The following is an 18602-nucleotide window of genomic DNA, read 5'->3' on the forward strand; positions in this document are numbered from 1 at the left end:
TCATGATAGATTCATCGCTAATGTCAGACATGCTCGCGCCTTTCTTAGTCAGTCTTAAGCTCGCCACCGCCACCACTTTGTGTCTACTGTTTTTTGCCACTCCTGTGGCCTATTGGCTAGCCAAGCCCAGTCGTGGACGTATCATTGCACGGGTAAAGGTAGTGCTGATGGGTCTTATCGCTATGCCGCTGGTCTTACCGCCCACTGTGATTGGGTTTTACTTACTGCTTTTGCTCAGTCCTAGCGCTGGTATCGGTCACTATCTTCGTGAGCACAATATTAGCCCGCTTATTTTTACCTTTGAGGGCTTGGTTATTGGCTCTATTATTTATTCCCTGCCGTTTTATATTCAGCCGGTTTATGCGCAGTTTTTGCGTATTCCAAAGAGCGTGATGGAGATGGCACAATTACTCGAGCCAAGCCGCCTAAGGCGTCTGCTGACGGTTGCGCTCCCACAAGCTAAGGTTGGTATTATTTTGGGTAGTTTAATCAGCTTTGCTCATACCATTGGCGAGTTTGGCGTGGTGCTTATGATAGGCGGCAGTATCTCTGGTGAGACCAAAGTAGTGTCTATCGCTATATATGAGCAAGTCGAAGCGCTCAATTATGACGCCGCGCATATGATGTCAGGCGTTTTGATTATGATGGGTATGATGATGGTGGCGCTTATTGCGAGTGTGAGTCGCATGAGTCAGCGTCCATAGTACTAAAATACCTGCACGCCCGTTGGATGATTATAACTATTGCGAATACAAAATAGATGCTTATCGAGAGGTAATTATATTAGAAGGAACATAGACAAAAAACGCAGACACAAAAAAACCTCAAACAATCTAATGTTTGAGGCGAAACTTGTATAAACTTTACAGTCTAAATTCGTTTTAAATATGGCGCAGCGGACGGGACTCGAACCCGCGACCCCCGGCGTGACAGGCCGGTATTCTAACCAACTGAACTACCGCTGCTTAGGTCGTCTTAGCATCTTGCCTTTATAAAAGGCCCACTTGCTAATAAGTGGTGGGTGATGACGGATTCGAACCGCCGACATTCTGCGTGTAAGGCAGACGCTCTACCAACTGAGCTAATCACCCGCTCTGTGGGTGTGTATTATATAGATTTAGATATGGCTGTCAAACAATATTTTGATTATTTTAGCAAATAATCGAAAATATATTTTTAAGCCGTTGATTTATTGTCATAAAATCTAAAAAAACAACAGTGTTTTCTGTAAAACACTTATGATAGTTATCTGTTGTTTGAAGATTAAAAGCTACTATACTACTGAATGTTTTATAAAGGTCATTGATTTTATCTGAATGGTTGGAGGCGAGCATAGATACTTTTGCTATTGAACAGTACTTTACGACTTGGTCTTGGGGCGATTTTGCCGGATTGGGTCTGGTATTGCATATTGTGCTGATGATAGTAATGACGCTGCGTATCGTATCTGTGCAGCGTAATATCGGCGTGTCTATCGCTTGGATTGCGGTTCTTTATACGTTGCCGGTGTTTGGTTTTATCGCCTATATTTTGTTGGGTGAGCCGATGATTGGCCGCCGTTATCGTGAGCGGGTGGATCAAGCCAGTCTATTGATGAATGATATGGCACGGCGTGAGCATTTGGTGTTTGATCAAGGTCAAGAGCTGCTACCGCCCAACTATCGCGGTGTCAGTCAGATAGGGACGCGCTGGACAGGGTTTGGCGTGTTTCCAGGTCACAATATGCAGCTGTTGACAGAGCCGAGTGCGATCTTTAACAGCTTAATCGATGATATCAATGCCGCTCAGCGGACTGTTTTTATGGAGTTTTATATTGTCTATCCAAAAGGGCAGGTACTAGAGCTGATAGAGGCGCTGGCGGCGGCGGCGCGGCGCGGGGTAGAGTGTCATCTGTTGGCCGATAGTGTGGGCAGTTTTAGCTTTTTTAATAGTAGCGCGCATCGTACGCTTGAGCGGGCGGGGGTGTTTGTCCATCAGTCGCTTCCTGTGGGCTTATTTAAGACGCTCTTTAAGCGCTCTGATTTGCGCAATCATCGCAAGATTGTGGTGATTGATGAGTATATTGGCTATATCGGTAGCTTTAATCTGGTGGACCCAAGGTTTTTTAAACAAAACAAAAACGTCGGTCAATGGATTGATGTGGCGATTCGGGCGACCAGTCAGCAAGCGATTAGTATCGCGACGGCGATGGCTAAAGTGGTGGTGACCGATATCGGTGCCGAAAACAACGAAAACCTAGATGCGCTCAATCAGCGAGTCAATAACTATACGCGAAAGCTCTATGTGATGGATCCGACCATCAACGACTTAAACAGTCGCGTAAAAGTATTGAGCGATCACATTAATTATCACGAGCAGCCAGATATTGGCTCGACGTCGATTGTGATACCCAAAAAACCAATCGTAAAAGGCGTGTTGGCGCAGCTCATACCCTCAGCACCGCAAGTCACAGCGCATGTGATTTATAACACTTTGGTGACGGTCATTCATCGCGCCAATAAACGCATTCGCATTACCACGCCGTATTTTGTGCCTGATGAGGCGCTATCAGGAGCGCTGACCATCGCCGCAAAGCGCGGGGTCGAGGTGACGCTGATTGTACCGGAAAAGGTCGATTCGTTTTTGGTGCAGCACGCCTCACAAGCGTATTATCAAGAGCTGCTAGAGGCGGGGGTCAACATTGCTTTGTTTACAGGCGGACTGCTGCATACCAAAACGGTGGTCGTCGATGATGACTATTGTCTCTTTGGGACGGTAAATATTGATATGCGCAGCTTTTATTTAAACATGGAGGTCAGCTTGGCGATTTATACGCCAGAGATGGTCGCACAGGTGGCAGACTGTCAAGAGGTGTATTTACAAAGCTGTCGCTATGTGAGTCTTGAGGCGTGGCAGCAGCGGCATGGTGCGGAGCGACTGTTTGATAACGTGGTGCGTCTGTTTAGTCCGTTATTGTAGCCTGTGGTATTTTAGGATAAGGTAAGCAGGCGCTCGCTGCCGCTTAGTAAGTGAGCTGGTTGATAAATGCGCTGTGTTACCGATTTTTGACTAAATTTTTGAATAAAGGACACGCTGGTTTATGGCTGCATCGCCCGTAACGCCCCTTGATTATATGGCAGCTGGCTATTGGCAGGATTTTTTGGCCAATCGTCCTATCGCAGGCGGTATGGCTTATGAAAGTCAGCTGCGCGCTTGTATGCTGGATGAGTCGCTGGCAAGCTTGCAGCGCGTCGATACCTTGCTGTCTCAGATACGCCGCGAGCTGATCAAAACAGAGCGCTGGTCTGAAGAGATGCTGCTGGTTGATGAGCACTATCGCAATTTGATGGTTTTTTTGGCGTTTTATGCAGGTCGCGTGCTGGCGCAGCACTGGCAGCAGACGCCGCACTGGTACGGGCAGTTTGAATTAGGCAAGCGTTATCCTGAGCTTGCGCTCATTCGTGAGGATTTTTATCAGCATATGGCAGTCGTCTATCGTGAGGCAACTGAGGTGACTGAGGCGGATAAGCCGCCGTTGTTTTTTGCGTTAGAGCCTATCGGGCTGCGGCTGTTTGGCCATATCGATCGCCCCTTTGTTGCTGTGCAAGGTGATCAGGTGGCAAGCGGACTGTATCAAGCGGTGAGCGCCAGATTGCCTGCGGCACATAAGCCCAGCATTCATAGCACTGATGCACCCGATACCGCACCATCTTTTACCAAAGACAGCACCACTACAAATAAATATGCTGACAGCCGCAATAGCGCTGCTGGCATCGATAGCATAGACCGCCAAGTCAGTATCGATGATGACACAAAAGCAGGCGCGCGCGTCAGTACCGTGCCCACGGTAGATAGCCAAATTGCCTTCAGTGAGGTATCGCTCGATAAAGCACAAACGCCAATTAGTAACTTATCCCATGACGCATCAATGATAACTGAACCTGCCTCGCCGCGCACTCAGAAACCAGCACCTCAGCCTTCAAAACATCAATCACCCCAATCATCCCAAGTACCCCCAGAACCATTGGCACCGAACGCCAAACTAGCGCCTACGCCCGAGCTGTTTACTCAGCTAATGACTGAGCTAAAGGAAATTGAGGTCATGCAGAGCGCTGGCGAGTCAGACTATCAGCAAGCCAGTCACATTCTAGAGCAGTTCGAGCAGTATATTGCCAAGCAAAACACACCACGCGCGCAGGTGAAATTTGCCCCAAAGCATTTGGCTGTAAAAAAACAAGCACTACTCAAATTACAAACCGCAGCAGAGGCGGGTAATACTGCTGCCATGCTACGCTTGGCAATGTATGAGCTACTCGGCGAAGGCGTCACAGCCGAGACAGAGGCGGCGCTGGCAGCGGGCGCTGAATGGGTCAAACAAGCGGCAAGTAAAAACGACAGCCGTGGCCAGCGTCTACTAAGTAAGATGTACTACCAAGGACTGGGGGTGGCGCAAGATATCGATAATGGTAAATATTGGCTCGAGCAAGCGGCAAAAAATGGTCATGCAGAAGCGGCAAGTGTGCTCGAGCAGTGGCAGCAAGCGCAAGCGCTGATCACCACCCAAAAACAAGAGCAGCATAGTAGCAAGCGCTATCAGTTGCTGCTCGCTTCTGTTGTTATGGTGGCGATACTGATATTTATCATTGTTTAACATATAGTTGTTTCAATCTAAAAAGAACACAGTACTGCTGGGATGAATTTTTTGAAGCCTCTGGAGTGCAAAGCGCACAGCAAGCGAGAAAAATTTATACCAGCAGAACGCAATTCTTAACGTATCCCTGTTATTTTGGACTGCTTATACTTATGGCGGGCAGTGATTAAAGGCGTGTTGTTTAGTGTCAAATTGAGGTAGAATTGGCGCGTTTTTTATTGGCATTTTGTCATCATTGATTCAATCAAAAAAATTCATAGCAGCCAAGTACAGACATATACGAGTGTATCGGTATGTTGCATACTTCAAGCGCGTTTAACGGTCATTCTTTTATAGTGGATTGACCATATAATCTGATTCATTACCAATCTGGGCGACGCTATGTCATCTTCTCCTACGCCATCTGAGCACGTTTCGCAGAGATCTGATTCAGTATCGGGGCTTAATCATGCGGTGTATCAGCCGCCGTTTTATTATCAATGCGCCATCAATGTCCTAAAGCCATTGTATCGACTGCAAGTATGGCGACGCTCGCACCAGCGCGACAACTATCAGCAAGAAGTGGCGCAGCGCTTTGGCAAGCATTATCCCTCGCCTCCTATAGCTGTGAGCGATAATATGACGCATCATGGCGTTATCTGGTGTCATGCGGTTTCATTGGGTGAGACCAATACGGTTGCGCCGCTACTGGAGGCGTTATTGGCAGCGGGTTATCAGATATGGTTGACCAATACCACTCAGACGGGTTTTGCCCGTGGTGCCAGCCGTTTTGCTGATGAGATTGCCCAAGGCCAGATGAGCCATAGTTATGTGCCGGTCGATAGCCCTGTCGTGATTGAGACGTTTTTGGCACACGTACAGCCTATAGCGGCATTGTTTGTTGAGACAGAGCTGTGGGCAAATATCTTATCTAAATTGGCCGAACAGCGTATTCCCAGTATTTTGGTCAATGGCCGGCTCTCAGCGTCTTCTTTTGCCAGTTATCAAAAAATTGCTGCTGTCAGTCGTAGTATGATGAAAAACCTTACCTTAATCATCGCGCAAGACAATGAATCTGCTAAGCGCTTTCGGCAGCTCGGTGCCAGCAGTGCCCAAATCCGTGTGGCAGGCTCGCTAAAATGGGTCATCAATGCGCCAAAGCAGGACAGCAGCGCCAGTGAGCCGCGCGTAGATGAGCAAAGCAATTCGCTGCACGGTAGCATCAGCGATCAGATGAGTCTGGCCGAGCGATTTGGAGTCACCGGTCGTCCGATTTGGGTGGCGGCCAGCACTCACAGCGGCGAAGAAGAGATCGCCCTGTCACTACAGCAGCAATTGTTGTCACAGGCAGCACTGACCGATACGCTGCTTGTACTCGTGCCCAGACATCCTGAGCGCTTTGATGAGGTGGCCGAGCTCGTCAAAAAGTCGGCATTGACGATGGCGCGGCGCAGTCGTGATGAGGCGATTGAGTCAGCCACGCAAGTGTATGTGGCAGATAGTATGGGCGAGCTGATGATATGGTATCAGCTTGCTAACGTGGCATTGGTCGGTGGCTCGCTTGTCGATATCGGCGGACACAATCCTGTGGAGCCGGCAAGTGTGGCCACGCCTGTCATCATGGGGCGCTATACGCAGTCGTGCCAAAGCGTGGTCGACAAGCTCGCTGAGGTTGGGGCGCTGTATCAGCCGTACAATGCTTTTTATCATCCTGTGACGACCTCTCACGCGCATACTTCTCCTGACACGGCGGCACCAGCTAGTCTCACAGACGAGGCATGCGCGTCTGCCGCCCATACTGCTGGCGACATCCGTGCGGAAACCACGCTGATTTACCAGCAGTTAGCCGCTTGGCTTTATGATCTGGCACTTGCCAAACGGGCAGGGCTTGCAGGCGAGCGGCTGACCAGCCAACAACAATCGGTACTGACCCGTCAAGTGACCATGATAGAAGAAGTGATTGCCCAGCAGTCGCATCAAGAGCCTTTATGAACTGTATCTTATTGCCCAGCGACAACTTTTCGGCAGACACCGCTTATATCGATGACGCGGCGCAAATCACGCACGTTACTCAAGTATTAGCCGCCACCGCCGGAGATAGGCTGAAAATAGGCCAGCTCGGTGGCCAGCTCGGTACGGGACAGATCGCAAGCATGCACTCTGATAAAATCGAGCTATGCGATGTACAGCTGAGCAGCGAACCACCCAAAAAGCTTGATTTGACGGTGGTGTTGGCGCTGCCACGGCCAAAGGTCTTACGCCGCCTAATCATGGATATGACGGCGCTAGGTGTGCGACATATCGTCCTGATTAATAGCTACCGCACACAAAAAAGCTACTGGCAAAGCCCGATGCTCGATCGTTTGGATGAGTTTGTCTTAGAGGGGCTACAACAAGGCGTCGATACCATCGTGCCGCGTATCACGTTGGCCAGGCGTTTTAAGCCGTTTGTCGAAGATGAGCTGGGGGGCTTGATCACTTGCCGTGCCATCGTGGCACACCCGTACAGCGCGCAATCATTTGCCCAATACGTCCAGCCGTCATCATTGGCGCTACCGAGCTTGGTTTGTATCGGTAGCGAAGGCGGCTGGATAGATTATGAGATTGACTTACTTACCAAGCAAGGCTGTACGGCGGTCACCATTGGTCCACGTATCTTACGTACTGAGGCGGCGGTCAATGTCATCTTGGGTCAGTGGTTGCTCTAATTGCTATGTTTGTATTGGGAAGGCATGGCCTAAACATACGGCAAAAATGAACCAAGATGGGGGCTAAATTTCGCTCAAAAAAATTTATTGATAATTAATCTCATTTCTATTAGTATGTTGTTTCCATATATTTAGGGGTTATCAATCGCCAGTGACGGAACTTGCTAGTAGCTAGCATGACTATTCTGAAATGCCTGACATGATTATTAACGTCTTGTGTCAGCGTGTATTGCAGCAAGTGTTGTTATTGATAATATAACCATTGTATATCGTCGCCATCTTATCTATCTCACCTTTTTTATAGCACTATTATGGGGAAAACCATGTCATTGAACATCATCAGCGCTACGCGTTCTGCTTCTAAGCTTACTTTACCTGTTGTCGTCTGTGGCATGATGCTCGGACTAGCGGGTTGTAGTAATTCCTCAACGACAGAAGAGAGCGCCGAGACTACGGCCAGCGAGAGCAATGCGCCGCAAGCGACTACCGATGATGCCACAAGTGCAGATGGGCAAACCATTACTATTTATTCTTCTCGTAATGAGCAGCTGATCAAGCCGCTGCTTGATCGTTATACCGAAGAGACAGGCGTAAAAATTGAGCTGGTAACGGACAAGACAGGCCCGCTAATGGCGCGTTTGCAAGCAGAAGGCCAAAACACGCCAGCTGACATGCTATTGACCGTCGATGCGGGCAACTTATGGCAAGCCGCTCAGCAAGGCCTGCTCCAGCCTGTGGCTTCGACGGTACTCGAAAACAACGTCCCTGCCAAATATCGTGACCCAAAAGGCCAGTGGACAGGGCTGTCACTACGCGCTCGTACGATCTTTTATGATCCAAGCAAGGTCAGCGCCGATCAGCTGTCAACTTATGCAGATTTGGCTGATCCAAAATGGAAAGGCAAGCTATGCTTACGTACCTCAAAGAAAGTTTATAACCAATCATTGGTTGCTAGCATGATTGAGCACTTGGGCGCAGAAAAAACCGAAGAAATCATCCGCGGCTGGGTAGCTAACTTAGCCACAGATGTGTTCAGCGATGACACCAGCATGCTAGAGGCGATCGCGGCGGGTCAGTGTGAGGTCGGTATCGCCAACAGCTACTATTATGGCCGTATATTGGATGAAAAACCAAATTTCCCGGTAAAAATATTTTGGGCCAATCAAGGCACCACTGGTACGCATGTAAACGTCTCAGGTGCCGGTGTGGTCACAGGCTCAGACAATCCAGATGGTACGCTAAAGCTGATCGAATGGTTGTCCTCTGATGAAGCCCAAGGAATCTATGCCAGCTCGGATAAGGAGTTTCCGGTCAAAGAAGGCGTGGATGAGTCTGAGATGCTAAGATCATGGGGTAGCTTCAAAAAAGACGACATCAATGTACAAAAATTTGGTGAGCTGCAAACCCAAGCCATTCAGATGATGGATAAAGCGGGTTATAAATAGATCTCGATGACTGATGCCAATCTCAAATTTCTTTGGGATTGGTATTTGTTGTTTTGTGGACTCTATAAGTATGACACGGTAATAATGATATGATCACAACGCCAGATGCGTCTGTAAGTCAAAGCGATATCGTCGATGGTGATATGAGTGACGGGCATTCAGCAGTCAGTCAAGACCAAACTTTGCGTAAGCGCATTCTTTCAAAATCAGTCTTAGGACTGATTTCGTTGTTTATGCTGGTGCCAATTTTGATCGTGCTGTTGTCTTGGACGCAGCCTGTCGCTGATATTTGGACACACATGCGTGAGTATGTGCTGCCACAAGTGCTCAAAAACACCGCTATTTTATTGATGATGGTCACCGTTATTTCTGGGACAGTCGGTACTGCCTTGGCGTGGGTGACCAGTATGTACCGCTTTCCTGGCCAGCGGTTTTTTTCGTGGGCGTTGATGTTGCCGCTGGCGATACCTGCCTATGTTTTGGCGTTTGTGACCGTCGGTATTGTGGATTTTAGTGGGCCGTTACAGACCGCCTTACGTGATTTGGGCATAAGTATGGCGATTCCGTCCGTGCGAAATGTCTGGGGCGCAGGGCTGGTGTTGTCGCTGGCGTTTTATCCTTATGTATATCTGCTGGCGCGTCAAGCGTTTTTATCTCAAGGTCGGCGGGCGATTGAAGCTGGTCAAATGCTGGGGCTGAGCCGTCGACGGGTGTTTTTTCGTTTGGCCTTGCCGCAAGCCTTGCCGTGGATTATCGGCGGTTTACTGTTGGCCAGTATGGAGACCTTGGCGGACTTTGGCGCGGTGTCGGTGTTTAATGTCGATACCTTTACCACCGCGATCTACAAGGCGTGGTTTGGGTTTTTTAGCTTGACCACGGCCGCGCAGCTTGCCGCGTTATTGATCGGTGTGATCTTTGTCGTGGTGTTGTTTGAGCAGTATTGGCAGGCCAAGCGCGGCACTGCGGTCACCCAAGGCAGTAGTCATCGTTTTGAGGCGAGCAAACCTGCTAAGTGGGGTATGGCGCTGCTGTGTACGCTAGTGTTTGCGCTGGCTTTTTTGATACCGTTTTTGCAGCTTATCTACTGGACGGCGGCCAATTTTCGTCAAGACTTCGATGCTCGTTATATCGATTTTGTCACCAATAGCCTGATGATTGCGAGTATGACCACGATGTTTATTGCTTTTTTGGCGATTGTCATCGCGTGGATCAAGCGTCAGTATCCTGACAAAACAACCAAGCTGATGACGACCTTGGCAAACCTAGGCTATGTGGTACCAGGGACGGTGCTGGCGGTGGGGATATTTATTCCCATTGCATGGCTTGACAATCAGATGATTGCCTTTGGTATCACCTCGCAGCAGATATTATCAGGTAGCGTCATTGTGATGCTGCTGGCTCTATCGACGCGCTTTATGACGGTGAGTTTTCAGCCTGTCGATCGCCAGTTGCAGCGCCTGACGGTCAATCAAGAAGCGGCGGCCAAACTGCTCAGTGACAGTGCTTATCAGCGCTGGCGACAGGTCATGCTGCCGGTATTAAGCCCCGGGGTTTTGACAGCGTTGCTCATGGGTTTTGTTGAGGTGATGAAAGAGATGCCCATTACTTTGATGACGCGGCGGCAAGGCTGGGATACGCTGGCGGTGCGGGTGTTTGAGATGACAAGCGAGGGCATGTGGGGGCGAGCTGCGCTGCCAAGTCTCTTAATCGTGCTGGTTGGGCTGCTACCAGTATGGATATTGCTACGCCAAAGTGACAAACAAGGCTAACAGCAGTTCTAGGGCGTATCCCTAATTCAAGCGTTTATGACTAAGTGGGCTAAAAATGGCTAAATCTTTGGCAAACGGTGTCAAATAGCTGGCCAATATCTTGATATTACCTGCGCTATTTTCCTTGTTTGCCTGCGATTTATCTCATTTTTATCACCATTTTTAAAATAGGGACACGCCCTAGACAGTATGACTTATGCACTTTATCAGCATGCGGTCTATGACTTGTGTGGCCTGAGTCCTTTAAACCTGCTACAGTAAGATTTTAGTCGTTTTTAGCACCCATCTGTATGTGCGCGCAGCATGCCCAAGGTTTTATTTTTTATCGCTAACTGGTACCTTTTATGTACACTGATTCAACCCATGATCCATCAGAATCTAAATCTATCCATACCAGCAGTCTAAAGGTCAAGTCTATAAAAGCCAAGACGCGTCTTGAGCACCGAAAAAACGCCTCAGTTATCAAAGCCCATAATCTGGCGCATGCGGCTGTCGAGCAAGATGCATCAAAACCCGATGAGGCACCGCAAAAGATAGACGCCCGCCAAGACCATAAAGTTAAAAACACAAATTCCCAAAAAAACCAAGTAGATAGCGCAGCGTCGCCGTATTTTAGTGTCCAAGATCTCATCGTAGGTTATGACGATACGATCGTCGTCGATGGTCTGTCGTTGACGTTACAGCAGGGCGAGATTGGCTGTTTTTTGGGGTATAGTGGCTGTGGCAAAACCACGGCCTTACGTGCCATTGCAGGACTAGAGCAAAGCCGTGGTGGTAGTATTTATCTGAGCAATCAACGCCTGACAGATAAGCGCGCGCGCAAGTCGTTTGCCGTTGCGCCAGCCAAGCGCGGCATGGGTATGGTGTTTCAGGACTATGCGTTGTTTGGTCACCTAAGTGTGGCAAACAACATCGCGTTTGGCCTGAACAAATGGTCTACCGCCGACAAAAAAGCCCGCGTGGCTGAGATGCTAAGTTTGGTTGACTTGACTGAGCACGCGGACAAACGCCCAAATGAGCTATCAGGCGGTCAGCAGCAGCGTGTGGCGCTTGCAAGGGCGCTGGCACCAAAACCTAAGCTGTTGCTGCTTGATGAGCCGTTCTCTAATCTAGACGTGGTACTGCGTGAGTCGCTGGCGATGAGTGTACGTGATATTCTCAAACGCACCAATACCACTGCGATACTGGTCACGCATGATCAAAACGAAGCGTTTGCTATTGCTGATAAAGTTGGGGTGATGCATCAAGGTAAGCTGGTACAGTGGGCGACGCCAAGTGAGCTATATCATGAGCCAGTCAGTCCGTTTGTTGCTGAGTTTGTCGGTGAAGGCGCAATGATAGATGGCATCATCAAAGAAGGGCGCGTCGAGACAGCGCTGGGTGATATCTATCGCCGTATGGAAGTCTACGACGAAGCCGGCTATCCGCAGTACTGTGAATATGATTATCCAAATGGCACACCGATCAAGGTGCTGGTGCGCCCTGATGACATCATTCATGACGATGACAGTACGCAGACAGCATTGGTGGTTGGCCGCGTGTTTCGCGGTGCAAACTATTTATACCGTTTGCAGTTGGATGATGGTCAGACGGTATTGTCTTTGGTCGCCAGCCACCACAATCATGAGATAGGCTCACACATCGGTATTTTGCCAATACTCGAGCATGTGGTTGTCTTCGATGAAACGGACGTCAATGCCACCACATGGTCAGAGTACGATGGCGTAGAGCGGTTTGCAGATATTCGGCAAGACTGAGCAAGCGAGCAGGCAGGTTAGGCTTGCCGTGTTGCCAGTATATGCAGGTAGCGTCCCAGCCATTTGTAGGGCTCGTGCTGTGAATAGCGTAGCTCCATACGTATTACCGCCTCGGGGTCAGTGTGTCCGCCACGTTTGAGCGGGGCATAGTCATGAAACACGCGTAGACCACTGCTGCGTATGACGTGATAACGATGCGCGGCGAGCCAAGTCTCGACCTCTTCTTTTGCGACTGGATGATTGGGCGTTAGGCTCTTGACGTTGTCTGCTTTATAGTCGCTATTGTCGAGTAAATTAAAATTCCCCATGATTAAATTACGATAATCAAAGCTCGCTGGGTTATAAAAACACAGTGACAGCGCGCCTTTGGGCATCAAGTACTGATCAAAAAAGTCCATCACATCGGCAGGCTCTGCTAGCCATTCAAGCAGCGCATGACATAGTATTAAATCAAACTTTTCTGCATCTAACTTTTCTGTGCTTAGCTTAGCTGGTAGCTCCTGATAAGGGCAGACATGCCAAGTGATATCAAGAGGCGTGTCTATCTGCGCTGCATGCGCCTGGGCTTTGGCAAGCATGTTGGCGGAGATATCATTGATTACCACAGTATGCCCTTGAGCGGCCAGATCGATGGCGATTTGTGCCAGACCTGCACCCACATCTAGTATACGCAGCGGCCGGCCAAGGCGCTGGTGCATCTGGGCGCTGTACTCAAAAATATCACGGCGTAGTACCGCCAGCCTAATCTCACCCTTTAATCCGCCGTAGACTTTTTTTTCAAAATGATCGGCGATGGCATCAAAGCTGCGATCTGTGCGCTCGCTGCGGCTTTGAGCGGCTGTTGCTGGTTGGGCGGTGGCTTTAGTGGTGAACTTAGTGGTGGCTTTGGTTTTTACTTTGGAAGATGCGTGCATGTCGCTGAGACTGAGGTCGTTGTCGTTTGCCATATTTGTCATATTATTATCGGTAAAAGGTGATTGTGGGCGTTGGGTATGTTTAAGCGCTTGGTATCATCGGCTACGGGATGAAAGGCTGAGCAGGCTTGTCGATACTCAACGCGGGTATGGCTGGTATTTGTGATGTTCTGTCGCGCCTGTTTTCTGGTAGCTTTTCGGTAGTATTTGCGGTATAAAGGTATCATCACTTGCCAAGGATGCACGGCGCTTTTTTTTCACAATTTTTTACCGCTTTTGACTGCTAAGGATAGCTATTATGATCACTTCCCACTCACGGCGCGGCCGCGCAGCGACTCACAAACCGATAGCGATGCGCAGTGTCTTATCAGTCGCCATCGCCAGTAGTATTTGGCTGGTCGGCTGCGGCGATGACAATGACTTTGACAATGATGTTGATATCGTCTCATCAGCCACTGCTGAATTTGTCAACTCCTTTAGTGCCTCTCAAGTAGACAGCAGCTTTGGGCTGAGTAATACCGCAACGCCCGCAGCCAAATGCGGCGTCACGATAGAAAAAGTCAGCTATGATACCAAGGGTGCTGCAGACGAAGATACCAATGCTACCGCAGCTTTGATGCTGCCAACGGGCGATGCTCCTGAATGCCAAGGCGCGCGCCCGCTGCTATTATATGCCCATGGTACGACCACCGACAAGTCTTATGACTTTGCGCAAGTGGGTAATATTCAAAATCCTGCGGTAAGCGAAGCCAACTTAATCGCTGCTAATTTTGCCGCACAAGGCTATATCGTTGTCGCACCCAATTATGCAGGCTATGATGACTCCACGCTGGATTATCATCCTTATCTTGTGGCTCAGCAGCAGTCGACAGACATGGTCGATGCCCTAGATAGCGCGCGCGATATCATGGCACGGCAAAAGCGTGCCAATGCGGTCAATTACCGTGATATTGCGGATTCCGGCAAGCTATTTATCGCTGGCTACTCGCAAGGCGGCTATGTCACGATGGCAACGGCCAGATTGCTACAATCCCAAGAAAAACCAGTGACAGCCATCGCGCCATCTTCGGGGCCTTATGCGCTCGCAGCGTTTGGTGATGAGATATTTAGAGGTAACGTCAATATCGGTGCCTCAAGGTTTGCGCCATTACTTGGCAGTGGCCTACAAGAAAAATATGGCAATATTTATAATAAAAAATCAGACATATTTTTGGATAAATATGCGGATGCACAGCTGCCAAATGCATTGTCGTTTGGTCAGCTAGTGGAGATGGGCAAGTTGCCTAATAATGCGCTGTTTCAAAAAAATCCTAGTGACCCTAGGCTAGCAGGGCTAGAGCAAGGCAAGCTGTTTTCTATCTTGGGTGGTTATGATGAAAATGACTATCTGATTAAGACAGATTTTCGTGCCGCCTATGTCGCTGATACCGACAAACATCCTGATGGGCTGTGGGCAGAGAACGGCGATGGTCTGCCAGCGGCCATGCCTGAAAACACGCTACGTCAGGCATTAAAAGACAATGACTTACGCGGCTATGTGCCGACCATGCCGACACTGCTTTGCGGCGGCAATCAAGACCCGACGGTTTATTTTGACACCAATACTGGGTCTATGGCTGGCTTGTTGCAAGCAGCAAGTGCTAGTGATCCAGCTGCTAAGCTCAATATCACTGTGCTAGATGTTGATAAAGACAACGAAGAGAGTCGCCCAGACAAGACGACCTTGAGCTTGATTGGGCAAGCTGCCATGAATACTTGGGATGCAGAGGCGGTCAGAGTCCGCGTACAGACCCGCTTTAGTCAGAGCGTAGAAAAGGTAAGAGCTGACGCTGAGGCGCAAGGCAATATACCGCTCCTAGCATTTTATACCAACTATCATGGTGGTCTGGTCAGTCCAGCCTGTACTGAGGCCACGCGTGCATTTTTTGATCAAAATTTTAAGCCGGTAGTCAATCCAACATAACATCGGCAGCCTTTAGGTCATGTATTACGGCTGCTATTTCGCAATAGGTTAACGATACTCAAACGGATAAATCGTCTGACACTCCATCAAACTGTGTCCATAATATTGGACGCAGTTTTTTATGCCGCTTAACGAGACGTCAATAAGAGAAACCCTATGAAATCTATCTTGTTATCACTACTGACTTGCGCTGTTATTACTGCGCCCATCAGCCAAGCACAAGCTCGAAACACACCTTGTTCAGGGAAAATGGGTGGGGTGTCGCACTGCTCAAAAGATGGCAAATTTGTTTGTCATAACGGCAAGATTAGTCAGTCTAAAAAGATCTGCCGCTGACACACAAAAAATAGAGAAAAGAAGGTCAAAAAAACGGCCGATAATCTCCTGATTCGCTTGGTTTTAATCCTGTGCAAATGCCCCTAATACGGCAAATTTGTGCTAAAATAGCTTCTTTTATAAAACGTTACTTTTAACAAAAACCGTATCACTATTTTCTTGTTGTTTTGTGCGCTGAGTGAGGGTTTTTTGGCGTCTATATTTCAATGATGGCTGCATTTTTTGGCAGCTGTATTTTTGTATGACCCAAAGGCATCTCAAGCAGTGGTGGCAGCATCAGAAAAAAGTGAGTGAAGGAGTGTATATGAGCGAATCGGTCAGTCCTATTGGCATCGTAGATGAACTAAAGCAGTCGTATTTGGATTATGCGATGAGCGTGATCGTCTCACGTGCGCTGCCTGATGTGCGTGATGGGTTCAAGCCTGTACACCGCCGTGTGATGTATGCCATGCACGTGCTATCAAACGATTATAACAAACCCTACAAAAAATCAGCACGTGTGGTCGGTGACGTCATCGGTAAATATCACCCACATGGTGATAGTGCGGTTTATGATGCTATCGTGCGTATGGCGCAGGATTTTAGTCTGCGTTATCCGATGATCGATGGCCAAGGTAACTTTGGCTCGATCGATGATGATCCACCGGCGGCCATGCGTTATACCGAAGTTCGTATGACCAAGCTTACGCACCAGATGCTTGCTGATTTGGATAAAGACACGGTCGATTGGGAAGACAACTACGATGGCTCTGAGCGCATGCCAAGCGTGATGCCAGCGCGTATTCCCAACCTACTGGTCAATGGTGCGACAGGTATTGCCGTCGGTATGGCGACCAATATGGCACCGCATAACTTGACAGAAGTCATCAATGCTTGTCTTGCCTATGCTGCAAATCCACAAGTCTCAGCCGAAGAGTTGATGTCGCATATCTCAGGCCCCGATTTCCCAACCGGCGGTATTATTTATGGCCGCGCGGGTATTTTAGATGCCTATCGTACCGGTAAAGGCCGCTTGCATATTCGTGGGCGCTATCATATCGAGCCGATGAGTGACACAGGTGTCAACCGTGATCGCGAGCGTATTGTCTTTACCGAAGTGCCGTATCAGGCCAACAAAGCCAAGCTGATTGAGCGTATCGCTGAGCTGGTACGAGACAAAAAAATCGAGGGCATCACCGAGATTCGCGATGAGTCTGATAAAGAAGGGATGCGTATCGCTATTGACTTGCGCCGCGGCGAGACGGCTGAAGTCATTGTCAATAATTTGTTTTTGCAAACGCCGCTAGAGTCGAGCTTTAGTATCAATATGGTGGCGCTGGATAATGGTCAGCCAAAGCTGCTGACTTTGCGCCAGCTGATAGCCGCCTTTGTTCGTCACCGTCAAGAAGTGGTGACGCGTCGTACGATTTTTGAGCTAAACAAAGCGCGCGTCCGTGGTCATTTGCTCGAAGGTCTGACCGTTGCGCTCGCCAATATCGACGATATCATCGCCACTATCAAAGCCTCGGCCAACCGCGGCTTGGCACGCGAGAGCTTATTAAATAATACATGGGGCTCCGGTAGTGTCGTGGCGATGCTAACAGCGGCTGGTAGCCAGTCTGTGCGTCCTGAGTTTATCGAAGGCGAGGACCCAAAAGCGCCGTTTGGTTTGATCGAAGGTGAGGAGCGCTATCGCTTATCACTTGAGCAGGTCAATGCGATTTTAGACATGCAGCTGCACCGTTTGACGGGGCTTGAGCAAGACAAGTTGACCGAAGAGTATCAAGATTTGCTGCGTGAAATCGCTCATTTGGAGTCGATTCTTGGTGATTTTGATAAGCTGATGAGTATCATCTCTAATGAGCTTATCGAGATTCGTGATAACTTTGGGGATGAGCGCCGTACCGATATTATCGACTCGCGTATGGACTTTAACCGTGAAGACCTCATCCCTGAGCAGACTGTCGTGATGACTGTCTCGCGCACCGGCTACGCCAAGACTCAGCCTATCGATGATTATGTGGCGCAAAAACGCGGCGGCAAAGGCAAGTCGGCAACTGCTATGAAAGAAGATGATGTGATAGATCATTTGGTAGTGACCTCGACGCATGCGACCGTGCTGTGCTTTACGGACAGCGGCCGCGTCTTTAGCTTACGTGGGTTTGAAGTGCCGATTGCCAGCCGCGGCTCGCGCGGTCGTCCATTGGTCAACCTCATCAGTTTGGATGCTGACGAAACTGTCACCACCATTTTGCCTATTCCAAAAATCGTCGAAGAGCTGTCTGGCAATGCTGTGAGTGATGGCGATGATGATAGCTCAGAGAATAGCAATGAGGCCGAGCCGCCGTTTGTTTTCTTTGCCACTGCCAATGGTACGGTGAAGCGCGTAGAGCTCAAGCAGTTTGCCAATATCCGCTCAAATGGCTTGATTGCCATTGGTCTAGAAGACGGTGACAAACTGGTGAGCGCCCGTATCACCAACGGTAGCCAAGAGGTGATGCTGTTTGCATCGAGTGGTAAAGCCATTCGTTTTGATGAAAACGATGCCCGCGCCATGGGCCGTACTGCCAAAGGTGTACGCGGTATGCGTTTGGCTGATGATGAATTTATCAAATCACTAGTCGTTATCGAAGATGATGTACGCGAAATCCTTATCGCTTGTGAAAACGGCTTTGGTAAGCGTACCTTTATCGACGAGTTTAATACGCAAAACCGCGGTGGCGGCGGTGTGATAGCCATCAAAACCAGCGCACGTAATGGCGCACTGGTGCGAGCGACGAAGGTTGACCCTACAGACGATATCATTCTAATCTCGGACAAAGGCACGCTCGTGCGTACGCCAGTTGAGCATGTGGCCAGCTCTGGTCGTAACACCCAAGGCGTCACCTTGATTCGCCTATCAAAAGAAGAAAAGCTGGTGGCGATGGCGCGGGTCGAGCACGAAGAGAGCGACGATGAACTGGTCGATGCCATGCGTGAAGATGGCACCTTTGAGGTAGCAGGCCAAGCGCAAATCGATATCGATGCGGCGACCGACGTTCACGATGTGATAGACATTGCCAACGATCCTGTATTAGATGAAACAAATACTGAGGGTGACAATACCGACGATAAGTAACGGT

At 49.1% G+C, this 18602-nt stretch carries 11 protein-coding genes and 2 tRNA genes; 10 read left to right on the forward strand and 3 right to left on the reverse strand.

Annotation, left to right across the window (positions count from 1 at the left end; all coding sequences use genetic code 11):
• Positions 1-2: 2 nt before the first annotated feature.
• Positions 3-704, forward strand: a complete 702-nt coding sequence (modB, locus tag ACNFVB_RS04775) for a molybdate ABC transporter permease subunit (RefSeq protein WP_430738253.1) — start codon at positions 3-5, stop codon at positions 702-704.
• Positions 705-888: 184 nt separating this feature from the next.
• Here the strand turns inward: modB and ACNFVB_RS04780 are convergent.
• Positions 889-965, reverse strand: a tRNA-Asp gene (locus tag ACNFVB_RS04780).
• Between the two features lie 50 nt (positions 966-1015).
• Positions 1016-1091: transfer RNA gene (locus ACNFVB_RS04785), tRNA-Val, on the reverse strand.
• Positions 1092-1302: 211 nt separating this feature from the next.
• Here ACNFVB_RS04785 and ACNFVB_RS04790 point away from each other — a divergent pair.
• The 7 genes from ACNFVB_RS04790 (at position 1303) to ACNFVB_RS04820 (ending at position 12288) form a co-directional block, all read left to right on the forward strand.
• Positions 1303-2958: a cardiolipin synthase gene (locus ACNFVB_RS04790; RefSeq protein ID WP_430738254.1), complete on the forward strand. Its 1656-nt coding sequence runs from the start codon at positions 1303-1305 to the stop codon at positions 2956-2958.
• 121 nt (positions 2959-3079) lie between these two features.
• A complete protein-coding gene (locus ACNFVB_RS04795; protein ID WP_430738255.1) occupies positions 3080-4630 on the forward strand; it encodes a tetratricopeptide repeat protein in 1551 nt (516 codons plus the stop codon).
• Between the two features lie 381 nt (positions 4631-5011).
• The gene (locus ACNFVB_RS04800) at positions 5012-6601 is read left to right on the forward strand and encodes a 3-deoxy-D-manno-octulosonic acid transferase (protein WP_430738256.1); all 1590 of its coding nucleotides are present in this window, start codon (positions 5012-5014) and stop codon (positions 6599-6601) included.
• Complete coding sequence (locus ACNFVB_RS04805; protein ID WP_430738257.1) at positions 6598-7317, forward strand: 16S rRNA (uracil(1498)-N(3))-methyltransferase; 720 nt, start codon at positions 6598-6600, stop codon at positions 7315-7317. The genes ACNFVB_RS04800 and ACNFVB_RS04805 overlap by 4 nt, the downstream gene beginning before the upstream one ends.
• A gap of 323 nt (positions 7318-7640) precedes the next feature.
• Positions 7641-8762, forward strand: coding sequence for an extracellular solute-binding protein (locus ACNFVB_RS04810; RefSeq protein WP_430738258.1), 1122 nt, complete (start codon positions 7641-7643; stop codon positions 8760-8762).
• An 89-nt stretch (positions 8763-8851) separates the two neighbouring features.
• A complete protein-coding gene (locus ACNFVB_RS04815) occupies positions 8852-10531 on the forward strand; it encodes an ABC transporter permease (RefSeq protein ID WP_430738259.1) in 1680 nt (559 codons plus the stop codon).
• A gap of 344 nt (positions 10532-10875) precedes the next feature.
• The gene (locus ACNFVB_RS04820) at positions 10876-12288 is read left to right on the forward strand and encodes an ABC transporter ATP-binding protein (protein WP_430738260.1); all 1413 of its coding nucleotides are present in this window, start codon (positions 10876-10878) and stop codon (positions 12286-12288) included.
• A 17-nt stretch (positions 12289-12305) separates the two neighbouring features.
• On the opposite strand, the gene ACNFVB_RS04825 is transcribed toward ACNFVB_RS04820, so the two are convergent.
• A complete protein-coding gene (locus tag ACNFVB_RS04825; protein ID WP_430738261.1) occupies positions 12306-13244 on the reverse strand; it encodes a methyltransferase domain-containing protein in 939 nt (312 codons plus the stop codon).
• 256 nt (positions 13245-13500) lie between these two features.
• Here ACNFVB_RS04825 and ACNFVB_RS04830 point away from each other — a divergent pair, with 256 nt between their 5' ends.
• Both ACNFVB_RS04830 and gyrA read left to right on the forward strand, forming a co-directional pair.
• Complete coding sequence (locus ACNFVB_RS04830; RefSeq protein ID WP_430738262.1) at positions 13501-15165, forward strand: alpha/beta hydrolase family protein; 1665 nt, start codon at positions 13501-13503, stop codon at positions 15163-15165.
• Between the two features lie 640 nt (positions 15166-15805).
• Complete coding sequence (gene gyrA / locus ACNFVB_RS04835; protein WP_430738263.1) at positions 15806-18598, forward strand: DNA gyrase subunit A; 2793 nt, start codon at positions 15806-15808, stop codon at positions 18596-18598.
• The last annotated feature ends 4 nt before the right edge of the window (positions 18599-18602 follow it).

The organism is Psychrobacter sp. VH5, from assembly GCF_050572635.1.
Classification (GTDB): domain Bacteria; phylum Pseudomonadota; class Gammaproteobacteria; order Pseudomonadales; family Moraxellaceae; genus Psychrobacter; species Psychrobacter celer.

What these genes read in the sequence shown, in the direction of transcription:
- ACNFVB_RS04820 (WP_430738260.1), top strand. Translation starts at nt 10,876, where the DNA reads ATGTACACTGATTCAACCCATGATCCATCAGAATCTAAATCTATCCAT.
- ACNFVB_RS04830 (WP_430738262.1), top strand. Translation starts at nt 13,501, where the DNA reads ATGATCACTTCCCACTCACGGCGCGGCCGCGCAGCGACTCACAAACCG.
- ACNFVB_RS04805 (WP_430738257.1), top strand. Translation starts at nt 6,598, where the DNA reads ATGAACTGTATCTTATTGCCCAGCGACAACTTTTCGGCAGACACCGCT.
- ACNFVB_RS04810 (WP_430738258.1), top strand. Translation starts at nt 7,641, where the DNA reads ATGTCATTGAACATCATCAGCGCTACGCGTTCTGCTTCTAAGCTTACT.
- ACNFVB_RS04800 (WP_430738256.1), top strand. Translation starts at nt 5,012, where the DNA reads ATGTCATCTTCTCCTACGCCATCTGAGCACGTTTCGCAGAGATCTGAT.
- gyrA (WP_430738263.1), top strand. Translation starts at nt 15,806, where the DNA reads ATGAGCGAATCGGTCAGTCCTATTGGCATCGTAGATGAACTAAAGCAG.
- ACNFVB_RS04825 (WP_430738261.1), bottom strand. Translation starts at nt 13,244, where the DNA reads ATGACAAATATGGCAAACGACAACGACCTCAGTCTCAGCGACATGCAC.
- modB (WP_430738253.1), top strand. Translation starts at nt 3, where the DNA reads ATGATAGATTCATCGCTAATGTCAGACATGCTCGCGCCTTTCTTAGTC.
- ACNFVB_RS04815 (WP_430738259.1), top strand. Translation starts at nt 8,852, where the DNA reads ATGATCACAACGCCAGATGCGTCTGTAAGTCAAAGCGATATCGTCGAT.
- ACNFVB_RS04795 (WP_430738255.1), top strand. Translation starts at nt 3,080, where the DNA reads ATGGCTGCATCGCCCGTAACGCCCCTTGATTATATGGCAGCTGGCTAT.